The organism is Streptomyces sp. NBC_01089, from assembly GCF_045162975.1.
Lineage (GTDB): Bacteria > Actinomycetota > Actinomycetes > Streptomycetales > Streptomycetaceae > Streptomyces.
Map to the genome: position 1 here is coordinate 2,356,544 of NZ_CP108660.1, position 20,043 is coordinate 2,376,586.

At 70.4% G+C, this 20,043-nt stretch carries 19 protein-coding genes; 4 read left to right on the forward strand and 15 right to left on the reverse strand.

Annotation, left to right across the window (positions count from 1 at the left end; translation table 11 throughout):
* Window positions 1-2: 2 nt before the first annotated feature.
* The 5 genes from gatA to OG510_RS10340 form a co-directional block, all read right to left on the reverse strand.
* Window positions 3-1,502 (reverse strand): Asp-tRNA(Asn)/Glu-tRNA(Gln) amidotransferase subunit GatA, encoded by a 1,500-nt coding sequence (gene gatA / locus OG510_RS10320; protein WP_164259166.1) that lies wholly within the window; start codon window positions 1,500-1,502, stop codon window positions 3-5.
* A gap of 3 nt (window positions 1,503-1,505) precedes the next feature.
* Entirely contained in the window at window positions 1,506-1,802 is a 297-nt protein-coding gene (gene gatC / locus OG510_RS10325; protein ID WP_164259168.1) for an Asp-tRNA(Asn)/Glu-tRNA(Gln) amidotransferase subunit GatC, read from the reverse strand.
* A gap of 368 nt (window positions 1,803-2,170) precedes the next feature.
* Window positions 2,171-4,336 (reverse strand): putative bifunctional diguanylate cyclase/phosphodiesterase, encoded by a 2,166-nt coding sequence (locus OG510_RS10330; protein ID WP_406136491.1) that lies wholly within the window; start codon window positions 4,334-4,336, stop codon window positions 2,171-2,173.
* Between the two features lie 294 nt (window positions 4,337-4,630).
* Window positions 4,631-6,811 (reverse strand): NAD-dependent DNA ligase LigA, encoded by a 2,181-nt coding sequence (gene ligA, locus OG510_RS10335; RefSeq protein WP_406136492.1) that lies wholly within the window; start codon window positions 6,809-6,811, stop codon window positions 4,631-4,633.
* Between the two features lie 33 nt (window positions 6,812-6,844).
* Complete coding sequence (locus OG510_RS10340; protein ID WP_406136493.1) at window positions 6,845-7,849, reverse strand: methionine synthase; 1,005 nt, start codon at window positions 7,847-7,849, stop codon at window positions 6,845-6,847.
* Window positions 7,850-7,947: 98 nt separating this feature from the next.
* On the opposite strand from OG510_RS10340, the gene OG510_RS10345 reads away from it, so the two are divergent.
* Window positions 7,948-9,330, forward strand: coding sequence for a PQQ-binding-like beta-propeller repeat protein (locus tag OG510_RS10345; RefSeq protein ID WP_406136494.1), 1,383 nt, complete (start codon window positions 7,948-7,950; stop codon window positions 9,328-9,330).
* 47 nt (window positions 9,331-9,377) lie between these two features.
* Here the strand turns inward: OG510_RS10345 and OG510_RS10350 are convergent, their stop codons facing one another.
* Together OG510_RS10350 and OG510_RS10355 are read right to left on the reverse strand one after the other, a co-directional pair.
* Window positions 9,378-10,076 carry an SDR family oxidoreductase gene (locus OG510_RS10350; protein WP_406136495.1) on the reverse strand — a complete coding sequence of 233 codons (699 nt, stop codon included), beginning with the start codon at window positions 10,074-10,076 and terminating at the stop codon, window positions 9,378-9,380.
* Window positions 10,077-10,083: 7 nt separating this feature from the next.
* On the reverse strand, window positions 10,084-10,623 hold the full coding sequence (locus OG510_RS10355; protein WP_164259181.1) for a TIGR00730 family Rossman fold protein: 540 nt from the start codon (window positions 10,621-10,623) through the stop codon (window positions 10,084-10,086).
* A gap of 61 nt (window positions 10,624-10,684) precedes the next feature.
* On the opposite strand from OG510_RS10355, the gene OG510_RS10360 reads away from it, so the two are divergent.
* A complete protein-coding gene (locus tag OG510_RS10360; protein ID WP_406136497.1) occupies window positions 10,685-11,008 on the forward strand; it encodes a DUF427 domain-containing protein in 324 nt (107 codons plus the stop codon).
* A gap of 53 nt (window positions 11,009-11,061) precedes the next feature.
* On the opposite strand, the gene mnmA is transcribed toward OG510_RS10360, so the two are convergent.
* Window positions 11,062-12,252, reverse strand: coding sequence for a tRNA 2-thiouridine(34) synthase MnmA (gene mnmA / locus OG510_RS10365; RefSeq protein ID WP_406136498.1), 1,191 nt, complete (start codon window positions 12,250-12,252; stop codon window positions 11,062-11,064).
* 61 nt (window positions 12,253-12,313) lie between these two features.
* On the opposite strand from mnmA, the gene OG510_RS10370 reads away from it, so the two are divergent.
* The gene (locus OG510_RS10370; protein ID WP_406136499.1) at window positions 12,314-12,976 is read left to right on the forward strand and encodes an N-acetylmuramoyl-L-alanine amidase; all 663 of its coding nucleotides are present in this window, start codon (window positions 12,314-12,316) and stop codon (window positions 12,974-12,976) included.
* A 115-nt stretch (window positions 12,977-13,091) separates the two neighbouring features.
* On the opposite strand, the gene OG510_RS10375 is transcribed toward OG510_RS10370, so the two are convergent.
* The 3 genes from OG510_RS10375 to OG510_RS10385 all read right to left on the reverse strand — a co-directional run bounded on the left by OG510_RS10375 (window position 13,092) and on the right by OG510_RS10385 (window position 14,806).
* Window positions 13,092-14,255 (reverse strand): cysteine desulfurase family protein, encoded by a 1,164-nt coding sequence (locus OG510_RS10375; RefSeq protein ID WP_406136500.1) that lies wholly within the window; start codon window positions 14,253-14,255, stop codon window positions 13,092-13,094.
* 71 nt (window positions 14,256-14,326) lie between these two features.
* Entirely contained in the window at window positions 14,327-14,599 is a 273-nt protein-coding gene (locus tag OG510_RS10380; RefSeq protein ID WP_406136501.1) for a DUF4190 domain-containing protein, read from the reverse strand.
* Between the two features lie 33 nt (window positions 14,600-14,632).
* Window positions 14,633-14,806, reverse strand: coding sequence for a hypothetical protein (locus OG510_RS10385; protein ID WP_203599084.1), 174 nt, complete (start codon window positions 14,804-14,806; stop codon window positions 14,633-14,635).
* Window positions 14,807-14,937: 131 nt separating this feature from the next.
* Between OG510_RS10385 and OG510_RS10390 the strand changes: the two genes are divergently transcribed.
* Window positions 14,938-15,564, forward strand: coding sequence for a TetR family transcriptional regulator (locus OG510_RS10390; protein ID WP_406136502.1), 627 nt, complete (start codon window positions 14,938-14,940; stop codon window positions 15,562-15,564).
* Window positions 15,565-15,710: 146 nt separating this feature from the next.
* On the opposite strand, the gene OG510_RS10395 is transcribed toward OG510_RS10390, so the two are convergent.
* The 4 genes from OG510_RS10395 to OG510_RS10410 all read right to left on the reverse strand — a co-directional run bounded on the left by OG510_RS10395 (window position 15,711) and on the right by OG510_RS10410 (window position 20,042).
* The gene (locus OG510_RS10395) at window positions 15,711-16,547 is read right to left on the reverse strand and encodes a thioesterase family protein (protein ID WP_406136503.1); all 837 of its coding nucleotides are present in this window, start codon (window positions 16,545-16,547) and stop codon (window positions 15,711-15,713) included.
* A gap of 23 nt (window positions 16,548-16,570) precedes the next feature.
* Window positions 16,571-17,233 (reverse strand): trimeric intracellular cation channel family protein, encoded by a 663-nt coding sequence (locus tag OG510_RS10400; protein ID WP_406136504.1) that lies wholly within the window; start codon window positions 17,231-17,233, stop codon window positions 16,571-16,573.
* Between the two features lie 46 nt (window positions 17,234-17,279).
* Complete coding sequence (locus tag OG510_RS10405) at window positions 17,280-18,671, reverse strand: M1 family metallopeptidase (protein ID WP_406136505.1); 1,392 nt, start codon at window positions 18,669-18,671, stop codon at window positions 17,280-17,282.
* A 105-nt stretch (window positions 18,672-18,776) separates the two neighbouring features.
* Complete coding sequence (locus tag OG510_RS10410) at window positions 18,777-20,042, reverse strand: ABC transporter ATP-binding protein (protein ID WP_406142354.1); 1,266 nt, start codon at window positions 20,040-20,042, stop codon at window positions 18,777-18,779.
* Window position 20,043: the final 1 nt, after the last annotated feature.

Sequence of the window (20,043 nt, forward strand, 5' to 3'; positions counted from 1 at the left end):
ACTCACAACGACGGAGCCTCCTCAAGCAGCGGGTGTCCCCACCTTTCCACGAAGGCGGCCTCGACGGCAGCTCCGACCTTGTACAGCCGGTCGTCCTTCATGGCGGGGGCGATGATCTGCAGGCCGACCGGCAGACCGTCCTCGGGCGCCAGGCCGCAGGGCAGCGACATGGCGGAGTTGCCGGCCAGGTTGGTCGGAATGGTGCACAGGTCCGCCAGGTACATCGCCATCGGGTCGTCGGCGCGCTCGCCGATCGGGAAGGCGGTGGTGGGCGTGGTCGGCGAGACGATGACGTCCACCTGCTCGAACGCCTTCTCGAAGTCCCGCGTGATGAGTGTGCGGACCTTCTGGGCGCTGCCGTAGTACGCGTCGTAGTAGCCGGAGCTGAGCGCGTACGTACCGAGGATGATGCGGCGCTTGACCTCGTCGCCGAATCCGGCCTCGCGGGAGAGCGCCGTGACGTCCTCGGCCGACTTCGTGCCGTCGTCGCCGACCCGCAGGCCGTACCGCATGGCGTCGAAGCGGGCCAGGTTGGAGCTGCACTCCGAGGGGGCGATCAGGTAGTACGCGGAGAGCGCCAGGTCGAAGGAGGGGCAGTCGAGCTCCACGATGTCGGCGCCGAGGCCCTTGAGGAGCTCGACCGACTCGTCGAAACGCTGGATGACCCCGGCCTGGTAGCCCTCGCCGCGGAACTGCTTGACCACACCGACGCGCAGCCCGGCGACCGAGCCGTTGCGGGCGGCCTCGACGACCGGCGGGACCGGGGCGTCGATGGAGGTCGAGTCGAGCGGGTCGTGCCCGGCGATGGCCTCGTGCAGCAGGGCCGTGTCCAGGACCGTACGGGCGCAGGGGCCGCCCTGGTCGAGGGAGGACGAGAACGCCACCATGCCGTAGCGGGACACCCCGCCGTAGGTCGGCTTGACGCCGACGGTGCCGGTGACGGCGGCGGGCTGGCGGATGGAGCCGCCGGTGTCCGTGCCGATGGCCAGCGGTGCCTCGTAGGCCGCCAGCGCCGCGGACGAACCGCCGCCGGAGCCGCCGGGGATCCGGGAGAGGTCCCAGGGGTTGCCGGTGGGGCCGTAGGCGCTGTTCTCGGTCGATGACCCCATGGCGAACTCGTCCATGTTGGTCTTGCCGAGAATGACGACGTCAGCGGCCTTGAGGCGCTTGGTGACGGTCGCGTCGTACGGCGGGAGCCAGCCTTCGAGGATCTTGGAGCCCACCGTGGTCGGGACGCCCTCGGTGGTGAAGATGTCCTTCAGCGCCAGGGGCACACCGGCCAGCGGTCCGAGCTTCTCGCCGTTGGCCCGCTTGGCGTCGACGGCACGGGCCTGGGCGAGCGCGCCCTCACGGTCGACGTGCAGGAAGGCGTTGACCTTCTCGTCGACGGCCGCGATCCGGGCGAGATGCGCCTCGGTGACCTCGACGGCCGTGAGCTCGCCTGAAGCGATCTTCCCGGCGATCTCGGCCGCGGTGAGCTTGATGATGTTGATGTCCGTCATGACTTAGTCCTCCCCCAGGATCTGCGGCACCTTGAAACGCCGCTGCTCCTGGGCTGGGGCGCCGGAGAGAGCCTGCTCCGGGGTGAGCGACGGACGGACCTCGTCCGCGCGCATGACGTTCGTCAGCGGCAGCGGGTGGGAGGTCGGCGGTACGTCTTGGTCGGCGACCTCGGAGACGCGGGCGACCGCGCCGAGAATGTCGTCGAGCTGTCCGGCGAAGTGCTCGAGCTCTTCGTCCTTCAGCTCCAGACGTGCCAGCCGTGCGAGGTGGGCGACCTCCTCGCGCGTGATGCCAGGCATGCAGCGATCCTCAGGGGTGAGTGTGTGGATTTTGGCCCAATCCTATGGGGCGGGGGGCCGTGGCCACTAAACGGTTTCACCGGGGAGGGCAGCGGGAGGGTTTCAGCCCCCGCTTTCCACCCTCCCGGAAGCCGCTCAGCCGGGTGGCCAAGACGCGTCACGCACCGCCGCGGCCCGCTGCTGACCCGCCGCACGCCCGCTGCTGAACCGCCTCAGGCCCGACGCTGATCGGAACCGACGGGCGGGGATCGGGAAACGGGTGGGGACCGGGGAGTGCGGGATCCCGGGGGGGGGTCGGTGTGACGCAGGCATGCCGTAACACCGTCACGCCGTGATCATGGGCGAACCCCGCGGGCGGAACCCCTGGGTTACGCGCGCGGTTCCTGCCGCGGCCCCGGCCGGCTGTGCAGCACCACCTGGCCGGACGGCAGCTTCTCCTTCTCCGCGGCGGCCGCGGCGGCCAGCTCCGCGGGCCGTTGCCAGCCTCGGGATCCCCGGGCCAGCAGCCATGCCGTCGCCTCGTGCGGCGGCATCGCAGCCGCCACCAGCCAGCCCTGCACCGCGTCACAGCCCAGGTCGCGGAGCCGCTCCCAGGTCTCGTCGTCCTCGACGCCCTCGGCCACGACGATCAGGCCGAGCGAGTGGGCCAGGTCGACCGTGCAACGGACGATCTCCGCGTCCTCGTTGTCCACCGCGAGCCGGGCCACGAACGACCGGTCGATCTTCAGCTCGCTCACCGGGAGCCGCCGCAGATGGACCAGCGAGGAGTACCCGGTGCCGAAGTCGTCCAGGGACATCTTCACGCCGTGCGCGGTCAGCCCGGCCAGGGTGTCGGCGGCCCGCTGCGGGTCCTCCAGCAGGACGTGCTCGGTTATCTCCAGTTGGAGGGCGCCCGGCGGCACCCCGTGCCTGGCCAGCCGCGCCGCCACCGCGCCGGCGAACCCGGGGGTGTGCACATCGCGCGGCGAGACGTTGACCGCCACCGGGACCTTCAGCCCCTGGAGGCGCCATTTGGCGACCTGGGCCAGAGCCGTTTCCAGGACGTACTCGGTGAGGTGCGGCATCAGCCCCGACGACTCGGCGATGGCGATGAACTCGTCCGGAGGGACCCTGCCCCGCTCCGGGTGCACCCAGCGGACCAGCGCCTCGAGCCCGGCCACCTGTCCGTCGAAGCGGACCTTCGGCTGGTAGTGCAGCTCCACATCGCCCGCGTCCAGCGCGCGCCGCAGATCGCCGAGCAGACCGAGCCGGTCAGGGGTGTTGGAGTCCCGCTTCGACTCGTACACCTCCACACCCGTGCGGTCCCGCTTGGCCTGGTACATCGCCACGTCGGCGCGCTGGAGCAGCCCCTCGGCGTCCAGCGCGTGGTCGGGGAAGACCGAGACGCCTGCGCTCGCCTCAAGCACCAGTGTCAGTCCGTCGAGGTCGAGCGGAGAGCTCAGCTCGGCCACCAGGAACCGGGCGATGCGCATCACGCTCGTCGCCGAGTCGGCAGCGGGGAGCAGCACGGCGAACTCGTCGCCGCCGAGGCGGGCGACCTCCGCGCCGCGCGGCAGCGCGAACCGCAGCCGTTCCGCTATCTGCAACAGCAGCCGGTCACCCGCGAGATGCCCGAGGGTGTCATTGACCGAACGGAACCGGTCGAGGTCGATCAGCACCAGCGACGACCTGAATCCGCCGTTCTCCGCCTCCGCCAGTGCGGCCCAGGTCCGCTCCAGCAGCCACTGGCGGTTGGGCAGCCCGGTCAGCGGGTCGCGCAGCTGCTCCTCCGCACGGGCCCTGGCGATCCACAGCGTGGAGTCAAGGGCGACCAGCGGCACCGCGAAGAGCGGCAGCAGCAGCGGCAGGGACATCGCGACCACGCAGATCAGCGGGGCGATGCCGAGCAGCGCGACGCCCACGAGCCCCTGCCTGACCAGTGCGGTTCGGGCGACGGTCGGCAGCCCGCGACTGGACGGGCCCGCCGCGGACCAGAGCAGCACCCGTGCCACGACCAGATAGGCGACGGCCGCCAGTACGATCTCCGCCGCGGAGCCGATCCCCCAGTCGGGTGGCTGCCAGGGGTGTTCGACCGTCGGGGTCTCGCCGAAGGCGGCGAGGACAAGGGCGGCGGCGCCGATGCCCAGGATGTCGGACGCGCCGTGCAGCAGCCCCTGCCGCCAGCGGTGGCTGCGGGCAGCCCCCACGAGGACGACGACGGCCAGGCTGACCAGCGCCGCGGGCAGCCAGCCGTACAGCAGCAGGACGGCGAGCGTGAGGGCGGCGCCGGAACCGGTGCCGCCCCACCATCGGTCACGGCCGAGCGCGACCAGATGCCCCACGATGATGCCGGTGAGGACGGCGAGCGCCCAGCCCGCCGTACCGTCGGGGAACAGCGCGCGGCCGTCGCTGACCGCCTCTAACAATCCGGTCACCAGGACGACTGCGGCCAGTCCCACGACGAACGGGAAAACGGGCAGCCGCGCCACGGAGTGAGCGAGCTGCGCGAAACCGCGCACCCGCGACCCCGGATCGGCGCTCTCGGTCGGTTTCATGCCCGTCCCTCTCACAGCCGGCAGTGCCCATGCACGTGATGGCCCGCTGTCATGCCGTCACGGCTCATATCTTGTCCCGGACTCGGGAAGAAACTCCAGAGGAAGCATCTCCAGAAGAGCAGGGCAGGCCCATTGCAGCCGTGCGGGACGGGCGCACTCTTCAACAGTAGGCCGCAGAAGGGTCCGACGGGCAGCGCTCTGCAGGTCTTGCCCGAATGCGACCCGACCGTCCCGAACCATCTGCTATGGGCCGAACGGGTGAGCTTGGCCCCACCGCCCGCCCCCGCTCCTCCGCTACTCCTCCACCGGTACCGCTGCCTCCCTGGCTGCGTCAGGACCCTGTTCGAGCAGGACAGCGAAGCCCTGCTCGTCCAGAACCGGAACCTTCAGCTGCATCGCTTTGTCGTACTTCGAGCCCGGGCTGTCCCCGACCACGACGAACGCCGTCTTCTTCGAAACGGAACCGGTCACCTTCGCTCCGAGGCTCTGGAGGGCCTCTTTCGCGCCATCCCGTGTGTGGTGCTCCAGCGTTCCCGTGACCACCACCGTCAGTCCGTCCAGCGGTCGCGGGCCCTGGTCCTCACCGGCCTCGTCCTCCATCCGGACCCCGGCCGCCCGCCACTTGCGGAGGATCTCGCGGTGCCAGTCCTCCTCGAACCACTGCTTGAGCGAGGCGGCGATGGTCGGGCCGACGCCCTCCACCGCGGCCAGCTCCTCCTCCGTGGCCTGCTCGATCCGCTCCACCGAACGGAACTCACGTGCCAGCGCCTCCGCGGCCACCGGGCCCACATGGCGGATCGAAAGGCCGGTGATCACCCGGGCGAGCGGGCGCTCCTTCGCCGCCGCGATGTTCTCCAGCATGGCAAGGGCGTTCTTCCTGGGCTCGCCCTGCTGGTTGGCGAAGACCGTGGCGATCTTCTCCTCGCCCGTCTTCGGGTCCCTCTTGGGAAGTCCGCTGTCCTGGTCGAGGACATACGCCTTGATCGGCAGCAGCTGCTCGATCGTGAGGTCGAAGAGGTCGCTCTCGTCCTTCAGGGGCGGCTCGGCCGGCTCCAGGGGCTGGGTGAGCGCCGCCGCGGCGACATAGCCGAAGTTCTCGATGTCCAGGGACTTGCGGCCCGCGAGGTAGAAGAGCCGTTCGCGCAACTGGGCGGGGCAGGAGCGGGCGTTGGGGCAGCGGAGATCGATGTCCGCTTCTTTCATGGCCCGCAGGGCCGTCCCGCACTCGGGGCATTCGGCCGGCATCACGAACTCCCGCTCGCTGCCGTCCCGCAGATCCACCACGGGGCCCAGGATCTCGGGGATGACATCGCCGGCCTTGCGCAGCACGACGGTGTCCCCGATGAGCACACCCTTGGCCTTCACCACGTCCTGGTTGTGGAGCGTCGCGAATTCGACCTCGGAGCCGGCCACCGTGACCGGCTCGACCTGTGCGTACGGCGTGACCCTGCCCGTACGCCCCACGCCGACCCGGATGTTGACGAGCTTGGTGTTGACCTCCTCCGGCGCGTACTTCCAGGCGATGGCCCAGCGCGGCGCCCGTGAGGTGGAGCCGAGCCGGCCCTGGAGCGGGATCTCGTCCAGCTTGATGACGACCCCGTCGATCTCGTGCTCCACGGAGTGCCGGTTCTCGCCGAAGTGGGCGATGAAGTCCCGGGCGCCCGCCAGGTCGTCCACCACTCTGTTGTGCTTGGCGGTCGGCAGTCCCCACTCGTGCAGCAGCTCGTAGGCGTGCGACAGGCAGTCGATGTCGAAGCCCTCGCGGGCACCGATGCCGTGGACGACCATGTGCAGCGGGCGGGTCGCGGTGATCTTCGGATCCTTCTGGCGCAGCGAACCGGCAGCGGCGTTGCGCGGGTTGGCGAAGGGTTTGTCCCCGGCCTCCACCAAGCGGGCGTTGAGCCCTTCGAAGGCTTCCATCGGGAAGTACACCTCGCCGCGGATCTCCACGAGTTCGGGAATGCGCTCCCCGTGCAGCCGGTGCGGGATGTCGGCGATCGTCAGGACGTTGGGGGTGATGTCCTCGCCGGTGCGGCCGTCGCCGCGGGTGGCGGCGCGGACCAGCCTGCCGTGCTCGTACGTGAGGTTGACCGCCAGGCCGTCGACCTTGAGCTCGCACAGGAAGTGGTAGCCCGGGGAGCCGACCTCGCGCGCCACCCGCTCCGCCCAGGCGGCCAGCTCCTCGTCGTCGAAGGCGTTGTCCAGCGACTGCATGCGGTCGCGGTGCTGTACGGAGGTGAACTCCGTCTCGTACGCCCCGGCGACCTTCTGCGTCGGTGAGTCGGGGGTGCGCAGCTCCGGATACTGGTCCTCCAGGGCCTCCAGCGCACGCAGCTGCGTGTCGAACTCGGCGTCGCTGACGACGGGCTGGTCCCTCACGTAGTACCGGAAGCGGTGCTCCTCGATCTGCTCGGCCAGCTGGGCGTGGTTCTCCCGTGCCTCCGCAGGCACCGCACCTTGCTGTTCGACAGCCACCGTCTCGTCCTCCCGTTGATGAAACCGATCCCGCTACTCAGGGTTGTCGGCGAGTGACCTCGCCGCGCGGGCGCAGTGGGCAAGTGCCGTACGGGCGTACTCGGGTGAAGCGCCCGCGAGCCCGCACGCCGGGGTGAGCACCAGCGACTCGGCGAGAGTCCCCGGATTCAGCCCCAGCCTGCGCCACAGCGTCCTGACACCCATGACGCTACCGGCAGGGTCCGACAATGCGCTGTCAGTGCCGGGCACCACACCGGCGAAGAGCTGGATACCGCCCTCCACGGCCTCCCCCACCGCCTCCTCGTCACGCTCGGTGAGGAGGCTGAAATCGAACGAGATACCGGAGGCACCGGCCCGCCGCAGCAGGGCGAACGGCACGTCGGGTGCGCAGGTGTGCACGATCGCCGGTCCGTCGCCGACAGCCATCACGTCGCGCAGCGCGCCTTCCACCACCTGCCTGTCCACGGCCCGGTGCGTGCGGTATCCGCTGGCGGTCCTGACCCCGCCGCGCAGTACGGAGACGAGCGACGGTTCGTCGAGCTGGAGCACCACCTGGGCGCCGGGCACCCGCCGCCGCACCTCCGCGAGGTGGGTGCGCAGGCCCTCGGCGAGCGAAGCGGCGAGGTCCCGGCAGGCTCCGGGGTCCCCCAGCACGGCCTCGCCGCCGCGCAGTTCGAGTCCGGCGGCCAGTGTCCAGGGGCCGACCGCCTGGACCTTGAGCGGTCCCTGGTACCCCTGGGTGAACTCCTCCAGGGCGTCGAGGTCCTCACCGAGCCAGGAGCGTGCCCGCCTGGTGTCGCGCCCGGGCCGGTCGCTCACCCGCCAGCCGCTCGGCTCGACGTGCGCGTACATCTCGACGAGCATCCCGATGGTGCGCCCCAGCATGTCGGCGCCGGGGCCGCGCGCGGGCAGCTCCGGCAGGCAGGGGAAACTCTCGAAGGACCCGATGACGGTTTTCGCGCTCTCCCGTGCGTCGATGCCCGGCATGGACCCGATCCCGGTGGCAGGACCCCAACTGAACTTGCTCTTCTCGCTCACCCCCGAAGGGTACGAGAGGGCCCGGGCGGAACCGGGACGGGCCGGGCGGTGTATGTATCGATGAGCACCATCGCGGACGGAGTTCGAGGGGGAGACCGATGAAGGACCAGTTGGACGGCTGGACATGGAAATCCGGCGACAGTGACGCGGAGGCGGATCCGGAGCCCCCGGGCAGGGGCCGGTATGCCGTTCCGCGGATACGGCGGACGCCCGCCCAGTCGGCGCGGGCCGCTGCTGCCTGGATCCGCGCCCGCTGGATCAAGCTGACGGTCTCCGTGACGGTGCTGGTCCTCGCGGTCGGCGGCTGGCAGACGTACGACTACGTCACCCGCTTCCACGAGCAGATGAGCGGACCGCACGGCGACTTTCCCGCCGCCCTCGGCACCACCGCGCCGAAGCGGCCAGGCCGGGTGCTGACCAGTGGGGACAGCACCCCTGCGGGGATAGTCGGCGGGCTGGTGCTGAACGAGCAGTCGGACGGCACCGTGGCCACGAACGTCCGCACGGGCAAGAGCTACTGGCACTACGGACGGGAGAAGGCCGCTCTGCTGGCCGAGTCACTCGTCGGCGACGCTGTCGTCCTCTGGTACGACGACGGACTCGTGGTCTCGGTGGAACTGCGGAGCGGGAAGCCCCGCTGGCACACGAAGGTGGCCCGAAAGGTCCGCTCGGAATCCGGCGGCCGGGTCTGGCACGCCGGGGACACCGTGATCATCAGCCGGCAGAACAGGCTGACCGGCCTGTCGGCGCGCAGCGGAAAGCAGCTCTGGTCCATCGCTCCGCCCACGGGGTGCAAGGAGTGGGACACCCGGGCGCCGGTCGACCTGTCCGGAACCGAGGCGTTCGACGCCACGGAGTGCTCAAGAACGGAGGCGTACGCCAAGGAGCTGTACGGAGTCGATCCGGCGAGCGGCAGGACCCACTGGCACCTGAAGGACGAGTCCATCGGCTACGGCCGTCTCGGGGACCACACCTTGGTCTCCCTGACACTGTCCGGCTCACTGGTCACGGCGGATGTGTCGGGCGCCCGGCCCCAGATACATATGACCGCCCTGTCGCACGATGCCCATCTGCGCGGCATCAGTGACGGCATGGTCCTCATCGGCTCCAAGGACGACACGTCGCTCACCGCACGGCAGGTCGGCGACGACAGCAGCAGCAAGGCCCTCTGGACCGTGAAGGCGGGCAAGGGGTACGAGCTGGGCCTGCCGCGGACTGCCGACGGCCGGGTGTACATACCTCGCTACGAGAGGCTGACGGCGCCGCCGACGCACCAGGACCCCGGGGCGGCCCAACTGCTCGTGCTGGACGCGCGGAGCGGTCACGAACTGCACCGGACTGTGTTGCCCGCTTCCCTCTACGAGGGCACGGACGACGTCGGTACGGGCACGATGGCGGTGCTCGGCGCAGGCTACGGCGTGGTCAGGGTCGGCTGGACCGGTTTTGTGGCCTCAGCGGCGCAAGTCAGCCTGGCCGACTAGCGTCCGGCCGGGCAGGGCCACCCGCCCGGCCCGCCCGGCCCCCGCTGTCAGCGCCCTGCCCGCACCGTCACATCGTTGATCTCCGCGTCGCGCGGCAGGTCCAGGGCCGTCAGGATGGTCATGGCGACCGACTCGGGGTCGATCAGACCCTCCGGGCGGTACTCCTTGCCCTCCTGCGAGTGGATCTTGGCCTGCATGGGGCTCGCGGTGCGGCCCGGGTAGACGGATGTGACCCGGACACCGTTGGCGTGCTCCTCCTGGCGCAGGGCGTCGGCCAGGGCCTTCAGACCGTGCTTGGCGGCGGCGTAAGCGGCCCACTCGGCATGGGCGTTGAGGCCGGCGCCGGAGTTGACGAACACGACCTGGCCGCGGACTGTCCGCAGCTGCGGCAGCATCAGCCGGGTCAGCTCGGCCGGAGCGATGAGGTTGGTGTTGAGCTGCTGGTGCCAGGTCGGGGGACGCAGTTCCGCGACGGGAGAGAGGTCGACGATGCCCGCGATGTGCAGCAGCGAGTCGACCTGTTCCGGCATCGTCTGCTTGTCGAGCGCCCAGGAGATGCGGTCGGGGTTCGCCAGGTCGGCGACGAGTGTCTCGGCGCCGGGGAAGCGTCCCACGAGTTCCTTGGCGCGCCCCGCGTCGCGCGCCACGATGACGAGGTGGTCGCCGCGCTCATGAAGGCGGCGCGCGACAGCCGCGCCGATGCCGGAACCAGCACCAGTGATCACATGTGTAGCCATGGGCCCCATCGTCGCACTACTGGACGCCCTGCGACTCCTCGAGGTACGCCAGTGCGGCCACCCCGTCCTCGGCGAAGAAGACCAGGTCAGTGAGGGGAATGGGAAGGAACCCCTCGTCCTCCATCCGCTGGAACTGTTGCTTGAGGCCGTCGTAGAAGCCGTCCGCGTTGAGGAGCACCACCGGCTTGGTGGTCTTCCCGTGCTTCTTCAGCTCCAGGATCTCGGTGGCCTCGTCGAGGGTGCCGGTACCACCCACCATGATCACCACCGCGTCGGCCTTGGCGAGCAGCAGCGCCTTGCGCTCCGCCAGATCGGAGGCAATCACCATTTCGTCCGCGTTGGTACGGGCCTTGGCCGCGAGGAAGTCCACCGACACCCCGACGAGCCGTCCGCCGGTCTCCTGGACGCCGTCGGCAACCACCTTCATCAGACCGCTCTCCGAGCCGCCCCAGACCAGGGTGTGGCCGCCCCGGCCGAGCAGTTCGGCGAATTCACGGGCGGGGCGGGTGTAGCGCTCGTCGAGATCGGCGGCAGAGAGGAAGACACAGATGTTCATGCGTCCACGGTAGAGGCAGCCCGCGGGGAAGAAGTTCCGGGCCTGATGCGCTGAATCCCATATGACGACTGGACACCGCATCACCATCGAGCAAGGTACCGAGCATGTACGAGTGGTCCGCGACGGGCGCCTTCTGGCCGAGAGCCGCCGCCCCCTGCTGCTGCACGAGACAGGGCTCCCGGTGCGCTACTACCTCCCGCCGGAGGATGTGCACACCGAGTTGCTGACCCCTTCGGACACGCACACCCACTGCCCCTTCAAGGGCGACGCGTCCTACTGGTCACTCCCCGGGGCCGCCGACCTCGTCTGGGCGTACCCGGAGCCGCTGGCCCAAGTCGCGCACATCAAGGACCACTTCTGCTTCTACGACACCGAAGTGGTCTGAGGCTCGACGGTCCGAGGAGCAGCCTTAAGGGCGACCATCTGAGGCGCGGCCGGCTAAGCCTCGACGGTCCGAGGCGCGGCCGTCTGCGCCGCGGCCGTCTGCGCCGCTGCCGCACGGGGCGTGCCGGTCCGGGCGGTCGTGGCGATCGTCGCCGAGCCGACGACGCGGGTGCCGTCGTAGAGCACGACCGCCTGGCCGGGCGCCACGCCCCGTACCGGCTCGTCGAAGGTGACGTTGAGGACGCCGTCCACCAGCTCGGCGGTCACCGGTGTCTCGCCGCCGTGGGCACGCAGCTGGGCGGTGTACGTACCGGCTCCGACCGGGGCGTCGCCGCACCAGCGGGGCTTGATCGCGGTGAGCGCGGTGACGTCCAGGGCCTCGGCGGGTCCCACCGTGACGGTGTTGTCCACCGGAGAGATGTCGAGGACGTACCGCGGCTTGCCGTCGGGGGCGGGGTGACCGATGCGCAGACCCTTGCGCTGGCCGATGGTGAAGCCGAAGGCACCTTCGTGGCTGCCGATCTTCGTCCCCGCCTCGTCGACGATGTCGCCGTCCGCGGTGCCGAGCCGGGACGCGAGGAAACCCTGGGTGTCGCCGTCGGCGATGAAGCAGATGTCGTGGCTGTCGGGCTTCTTGGCGACGGCCAGACCCCGCCGTTCGGCCTCGGCCCTGATCTCGTCCTTGGTGGTGAGGGTGTCACCGAGCGGGAACATGGCGTGTGCGAGCTGGCGCTCGTCCAGTACCCCGAGGACGTACGACTGGTCCTTGGCCATGTCCGAGGCCCGGTGCATCTCGCGTGAGCCGTCCTCGGTGATCACGACCGTGGCGTAGTGACCGGTGCAGACCGCGTCGAAGCCGAGCGCGAGCGCCTTGTCGAGCAGCGCCGCGAACTTGATCTTCTCGTTGCAGCGCAGACACGGGTTGGGGGTGCGGCCGGCCTCGTACTCGGCGACGAAGTCGTCGACGACATCCTCGCGGAACCGCTCGGCCAGGTCCCAGATGTAGAAGGGGATGCCGATGACGTCCGCCGCGCGACGGGCGTCGCGGGAGTCCTCGATGGTGCAGCAGCCCCGCGCGCCGGTGCGGAACGACTGCGGATTGGCGGAGAGGGCCAGGTGCACACCGGTCACGTCGTGTCCGGCCTCGGCGGCGCGGGCGGCGGCCACGGCCGAGTCCACACCGCCGGACATCGCGGCCAGTACCCGGAGGGGTCGGGGGCGGGGGCTCTGGGGTGTCTGAGTCATAGCCGTACCAGGGTACGGGCACGGGGGAATCCCGCGCTCGCACGGATGCGTTGAGGCACATATGGAAGGTATGGGCGGCGACAGGGACCGGCACCTGGGCCGGCGGGGCCTGCTGATCGGCGGGCTCGGCGCCGCGGCGGGTGCAGCGGCGCTGGGCAGGGGCATCTGGGACCACCTGTCCGGTGGCGGGACGCCGCACGGGAAAGACACGGTGGACGGGGCGGTGGATTTCACCGGAGCCCAGTGGGCTGCTGCCTCCCCGGCCAATTACCGGTCGGCCGACCGGCCCCATGACTATGCGATCGACCGGGTCGTCATCCATACCGTCCAGGGCAGTTACGCGATGGCGCTCAGGGTCTTCGCCGACCCCGCCCACGCGGCCGCCGCGCACTATGTCGTACGCCGGGACGGAAAGGTGGCGCAGACGGTACGGGAGCTGGACGTGGCGTTCCACGCCGGCAATCGCTTCTACAACGAACACAGCATCGGGATAGAGCACGAAGGGTTCGTGGACCGGGCGTCGTCGTTCACGGACGCCATGTACCGGTCGTCGGCCCGGCTGACCGCGGACATCTGTGCGCGGTACGAGATCCCCGTCGACCGTCAGCACATCATCGGGCATGTGGAGGTCCCGGGGGCCGACCACACGGACCCGGGGCCCTACTGGGACTGGGCCTGGTACGTACGGCTGGTGCGTAAGGCCCGGGAGGGGTCCCGCCCATAACGCCGGAACCGTGACGACGGGCCCGTGACGCCCAGCTCGGCCCGGCCCGGCCCGGCCCGGCACGCGGCCCGAGCGCCCCTGAACCCGCCTGCCCCGTCCGCCCCGCCGGGCAGCCTCAGCTCAGCCCGGCTGACCTGGCCCGTTCCACCGCCGGGCCGATCGCGGCCGCCACCGCGGCCACGTCCGCCTCGGTCGAGGTGTGCCCGAGGGAGAAGCGGAGGGTGCCGCGGGCCAGGTCCGGGTCGGTGCCCGTGGCCAGGAGTACGTGGCTGGGCTGTGCCACCCCCGCCGTGCAGGCGGAGCCGGTGGAGCAGGCGATGCCCTGGGCGTCCAGGAGGAGCAGCAGGGAGTCGCCCTCGCAGCCGGGGAAGGTGAAGTGCGCGTTGGCGGGGAGGCGGTCGGCCGGGTCGCCACCCAGGATGGCCGTGGGGACCGCGGACCGTACCGCCGCGATCAGACCGTCGCGCAGTGCGCCGATCTCCCGGGCGAAGACCTCGCGCCGCTCGGCGGCCAGCGTTCCCGCCACGGCGAAGGAGGCTATGGCGGGGGCGTCCAGGGTCCCGGAGCGTACGTGGCGCTCCTGGCCACCGCCGTGCAGGACGGGGACCGGGGAGTACTCACGGCCGAGCAGCAGCGCGCCGATCCCGTAGGGGCCGCCGATCTTGTGGCCCGACACCGTCATCGCGGCCAGGCCCGAAGCGGCGAAGTCCAGGGGGAGCTGGCCGTACGCCTGGACCGCGTCGGCGTGCAGCGGGATCCCGAACCCGGCCGCGACATCAGCCAGTTCGCGGACCGGCATGACCGTGCCGATCTCGTTGTTGGCCCACATCACGGTGGCCAGCGCGACATCGGACGGGTCCCGTTCGATCGCCTCGCGGAGGGATTCCGGGTGCACCCGGCCGTAACTGTCGACCGGAAGGTACTCGACCGTCGCGCCCTCGTGCTCGCCCAGCCAGTCCACGGCGTCCAGGACGGCGTGGTGCTCGACCGGGCTGACCAGCACCCGGTTCCGGCGCGGGTCGGCGTCACGGCGGGCCCAGAAGAGGCCCTTGACCGCGAGATTGTCGGCCTCGGTGCCGCCCGCGGTGAAGACCACCTCGCTGGGGCGTGCGCCGAGTGAATCCGCGAGAGCCTCTCGGGCCTCCTCGACGGTACGCCGGGCCCGTCGCCCGGCGGCGTGCAGCGATGAGGCGTTGCCGGTGACGGTGAGCTGGGCGGTCATCGCCTCGACCGCCTCCGGAAGCATGGGAGTGGTCGCAGCGTGGTCGAGGTATGCCATGGTGCCGACGATTCTACGAGTCCCGGGGCGGCCTCCCCGCCGCGCGTCCCCGGTGGGCGGCCGAGGGCCGGTCAGCCGCCGAAGTTCCAGATCACGGCACCGCTCGACGTGAAGACGGTGGCCAGGACCACGAGGTCGGCCACGCCGAGCGCGAGGCCGAGCAGGGCGCGGCCGCGGCGGGCGGTGCCGCGCCAGAGGGCGAGAGCGGCCAGCACGATGGCCGTGGGGCCGAGAACGATGTTCAGTACGAGCAGACCCAGCAGGCCGAGCACGAACGCGGCGACGGCCATGCCGTCGGCGTCGCGGGTGCCGGTCCTGGTGCGGGCGGATGCGGTGAGTTCCATGATGCAGCTCCCTTGACGTGGTGAGGCGCTCGGTTACTTGTTCAGGCGCTCGGCGACGCGCCCGCGGCCGAGGCGCTCGCGCACGGCGAACACGGCGAGCCAGCAGCCGATGACGGCCGCAGCGATCAGGGAGACGGAGAGCGGGAAGTGGGCCACGGCACCCAGCACGACTCCGAAGACGAGGAGAAGCGCGACGAGGGCAATCATCACTGTCCTTTCGGTGCACCCTGTGCGGCGCACGTACGGATCGGGTTGAGTGAACAATTGTGAGTACGACTGTTCACTGACCACTGAGTCTACTCTTCCCTTCGGCGGAGAACGGTTGTTTACTGAATGGCATGAGTCACACCGTGGGCATCCGTCAGGCCCAGAAGCAGAAGACCCGCCAGGCCCTCCTGGACGCGGCGCTCGGCCTGCTGGAGGAGCAGAGCCTGTCCAGCCTGGGCCTGCGTGAGGTGACCCGCGCCGTGGGCGTCGCGCCGACCGCCTTCTACCGGCACTTCCGGGACACGGCCGATCTGGGCGTCGCGCTCGTCGAGGAGACTCTGGGCTCGCTGCACGGGCTGATCGCCGCGACGCTCGCGGAGACCGGCGACAGCGAGGTGCGGATCGGTACGACCGTCGACCTGATCGCCGCTCTGGTCCGCACCCACCCCGCGCACGTCCGGTTCATCGCCCGCGAACGGCATGGCGGCGTCCAGCCGGTGCGCGCGGCGATAGCGGCGCAACTACGGCTGTTCACCACGGAGGTGGCGGCCGCGTTCGCGGCCGAACCCGGGGCGGCCCGGTGGAGCGAGGACGACCTGCTGATGCTGGCGGGCCTCTATGTGGACCACATGGTGATGACCGCCTCGGTCCTGCTGGAGGCGGCGGAGGAGGGGCCCGCGGCCTCGGAGCGGGCACAGGAGACGGCCCGGCGGCAGATGCGGCTGGTCAGCCTGGGGCGGCGCCACTGGCTCGACTGAGCCAGTGGCCGGGCCTCGCGGCCTGCCATCCCCGCGGGCACCATCCCCGCGGCCGTCATCCCCTCAGGCGCCGCACCCACGGGCCCCATCCCCGCAGGCGCCGGCCCCGCGGGCGCCATCCCCGTGGCCGTCGTCCCTGGCGTCCCCTACCCCCGCGGGACCAGGGCCAGTTGCCGGGACTGGGCCACCAGGCGGTCGGCGCTGTCCCACACCTCCGCGTCCTCCTCCAGGAAGCCACCGGCGAGGTTGCGCGTGACGATCGACACCCGCAGCGGGCCGGGCGCCGGGCGGCACCGGATGTGCGTGGTCAGTTCGACTGTGGGCACCCAGCCCTTGAGCCCCAGCTCGAAGGCGGTCGGCGGCAGCGCGTCCACCGTCAGCAGCAGCGAGAGCGGATCCGCGTCGCGGCCGTCCGAGAGACCGAACCACGCCCGCATCTCGCCCTTTCCGGACGGTGCGCCCACCGCCCAGCCGCAGGTGGCCGGGTCCAGCTTCAGCATCAGGCGGTCCGTGATCGCGGACGAGCCGGGGATGGGCGCCGGGCCGTCGTCCGAGCCCAGGCAGTGCTCGATGGGCGGTATCGACGGCGGCTTGGCCGTGGTGCGCACATCGTCGGAGAGCGCATCCAGATCACCGTACGAGGCGAGCACCCGGATCCGCTCCACCTCGGTGCCGTCCTCCGCGTACTGGAACAGCGACGCCTGGCCGGTGGAGAGCGTGCGGCCGCTGCGGACGGTCTGCGTGCGGATCACCGCGGGCCCGGGGCGGGAGGCGGTCACATAGTGCGCGGAGACCGAGAACGGGTCGGAGTGCGGGAGCGCGTCACCGAGCGCGCGGCCGATCAGGGCCAGCAGATAGCCGCCGTTGACCGCCTGGATGATGGTCCACCCGGCGGAGAGCTCCGCGTCGTAGACGCCTTCTTCACGACGGGTGACTGCGGTGTCGCGGTCGAACTCGCTGTCCCCGATGGATACCTGTGCCATAACCTGCACCGTACACCGCAAGGTTACTCGTCGGTAGAGACAGCCGACGAACGCCTGTTCCAGGCCCGCGACGCCCTCCAGTGGAAGCGCAGCGCGAGCAGCCGCAGCACGAAGCAGGTGAGCGCGGCGACGCAGCCCGTGGTGGTGCTCAGCACGTCGAACCGGATGAAGAGGGCCACCATCGTCGCCCCCACCACGGCAGGCACGGCGTACAGATCGCGGTCCCAGCGCACCAGCGACGGCGTCTCGTTGGCCAGGACGTCACGGAGCACACCGCCGCCGACCGCGGTGGCGAGGCCCATGACGGCGGATGCGGTGAGGCCGAGCCCGTAGTCGTACGCCTTGGTGGTGCCGGTCACACAGAAGAGTCCGAGCCCGGCCGCGTCGAAGACATTCACGCCGGCCTGGATGCGTTCGACCTCCGGGTGGAGGAAGAAGACCAGCGCGGCCGCGATCAGCGGGGTGATGAAGTACCCGAGGTCGGTGAAGGCGGCGGGCGGCACCGCGCCGATCACGATGTCGCGGAACAGCCCGCCACCCAGCGCCGTGACCTCGGCGAACACCGCGATCCCGAAGACGTCGAAGTTCTTCCGGACGGCGAGGAGCGCGCCGGAGATCGCGAACACGAAGATCCCGACGAGGTCGAGCGCGTGCTGGACGGAGGTGTTGAACAGATCATGGAGCACCCGACAGTTCTACCCCCGCCGCACGTACACCAGCGGCACTCCGCCCCTACAGCGCCGGTTTGTCCGAGCTGCGCAGCCATGCGTCGAAGAAGGCGCCGAGCCGCTGCCCGGAGATCTTCTCGGCGAGCGCGGTGAACTGCCCGGTGTCGGCGTTGCCGTAGCGGTGCGCCTTCGTCCAGGCCGGGAGCAGCCGGAAGAACGCCTTGTCCCCGATCCGCTCGCGCAGCGCCTGCAGCGTCATCGCGCCCCGGTCGTAGACGGCCGATGCGAACATCGTGTCGCGCTGCGGGTCGGCGACCTTCGTCCGCCAGAAGTCGGAGCTCGCGGGCGTGGCGTTGTACTCGGCGATGAAGGCGTCGTGGGCCGAGCGCTTGCCCTGGTGTTCGTCCCAGAGCCACTGGGCGTATGTGGCGAAGCCCTCGTTCAGCCAGATGTCCTTCCACTGCTTCACCGAGACGGAGTCGCCGAACCACTGGTGGGCCAGCTCGTGCACGATCGTCGACTCGTTGCGTACGGCGGAGTAGCTCGGCTTGGACTGCGTCTCCAGCGAGAAGCCCGCCTGCGGCATGTCGTCGACCACCGCGCCCGTCTCCTCGAACGGGTAGGGGCCGAAGAGCTTCGACCAGTAGTCGGTGGCCTCGGCCGTCACGGCGTACACATCAACGGCGTTGCTGTGGGCGAGCACCGGGTCGATGGCCACATAGATCGGCGTTCCGGCGGGCGTACGGCCGGTTCTGACGTCGAACTTGCCGATGGAGGCGGTGGCCAGATAGGTGGCCATCTGCCGGGACTCGCGCCAGTGCGAGACGGTGGACGCGCCCTGGGTACGGGTGGAGAGCAGCCGCCCGTTGGAGACCCCGGTGAGACCCTTGGGCGCCTTGATGGTGATGTCGAAGGCGGCCTTGTCGGACGGGTGGTCGCTCGAAGGGAACCAGGTGGAGGCGGCGTTGGGCTCGCAGGCGACGAAGACCCCGTCCTTGGTCTTCATCCAGCCGTAGTCGGAACCGAAGACGATCGGGCCGCTGAGCGCCTGCGGCACACCGCCGTAGACGACCCGGACGGTGAAGGTGCGGCCCTTGTGCAGCGGGTCTGCCGGGGTGATGCGTATCTCGTCGCCGGAGCGGGTGAAGCGCGCGTGCCTGCCGTTCACCTCGACCGACGCGACCGTCAGTTTCTGGAGGTCGAGATCGAAGGAGGAGAGGTTCTGGGTGGCTCGCGCCGTGACCGTCGTACGGCCGTCGAGCCGGCCGGTGTCCGGGTTGTACGCGACATCGAGGCCGTAGTGCAGGGCGTCGAAGCCGCCGTTGCCCAGCTGAGGGAAGTAGGGGTCGCCGATTCCGGCCGAACCCGGTGAGGGTGCCGGGGCGGCAGCGATGACACAGAGGGCGGCCGTCGCGGTGGCGAGGGCGGCCAGACGTGCCGAACGGGAGAGCGCCAAGAGTCTGCCCTTCGTGCGTGCGCCGTTGTTACGGACACGCTGACTCTGCACTCTCCCGTTTAGGCATGTACATGAATTTACTAACTCGTCATGACCGAGCCTGCACTACTTCTTGTCCTTGCCTGACTGCTTCTTGTCCGCCTGCTTCTTGTCCGACTGCTTCTCGGCCGCCTGCTTCTGGGCCGACTGCTTTTTCTCGGGCTGCTTCTTCTCGGGCTGCTCGGGCTCTGCCTGCTCGGGCTTCGCATCCGCAGCGGACTCCACGGCCGCCTCAGCCTCCACGACCGCCTCGGACTCCACGGCCGCATCGGGCTCCGCCGCCGCCTCGGGCTTCGCGACCGAGACCAGTTCGGCCGCCTCCCGCGCCTGCGGCAGCCGCTCCTCGCCGGGCGCCTGGTCGGGCGCGTTCTCCGGGTGGTGGCAGGCCACCTGGTGTCCGGTCCGCAGCGTCAGCAGCGGCGGCTCCTGCACCCCGCAGATCTCCGTCGCCTTCCAGCACCGGGTGTGGAACCGGCAGCCGGCCGGCGGCGAGATCGGCGAAGGGACATCGCCCTCCAGCCTGATCCGGTCGCTCCTGACGCCCTTGCGCCGCGGGTCGGGCACCGGCACCGCCGAGAGCAGCGCCTTGGTGTACGGGTGCATCGGCGACTCGTACAGCGACTTGCGGTCCGCCAGCTCGACGATCTTCCCGAGGTACATCACCGCGATCCGGTCCGAGACATGGCGGATGACCGAGAGGTCGTGCGCGATGATCACGTAGGTCAGGCCGAGTTCGCTCTGCAGGTCGTCCAGCAGGTTGACCACCTGCGCCTGGATCGATACGTCGAGCGCCGAGACCGGCTCGTCCGCGACGACGAGCTTGGGCCGCAGCGCGAGCGCGCGGGCGATGCCGATGCGCTGGCGCTGTCCGCCGGAGAACTCGTGCGGGTAGCGGTTGTAGTGCTCGGGGCTGAGGCCCACCAGCTCCAGCAGGCCCTGGACCTCCTTCTTCACGCCGCCCTCGGGCTCGACGCCCTGGAGCCTGAAGGGGGTGCCGACGATCCCGCCGATGGTGTGCCTGGGGTTCAGCGAGCCGTACGGGTCCTGGAAGATCATCTGGACGTCGCGGCGCATCGGCCGCATCTGCCCGGCGGACAGATGCGTGATGTCCCTGCCCTCGAACTCGACCTTGCCGCCGGTCGGTTCGAGCAGCCGCGTGATCAGCCGGCCCATGGTCGACTTGCCGCAGCCGGACTCGCCGACGACGCCCAGGGTCTCCCCCGGGTACACGTCGAACGACAGACCGTCCACGGCCTGGACCGCGCCCACCTTGCGCTTCAGCACGCCCTTGGTGATCGGGAAGTGCTTGACCAGGTCGGTGACCTTGAGCAGC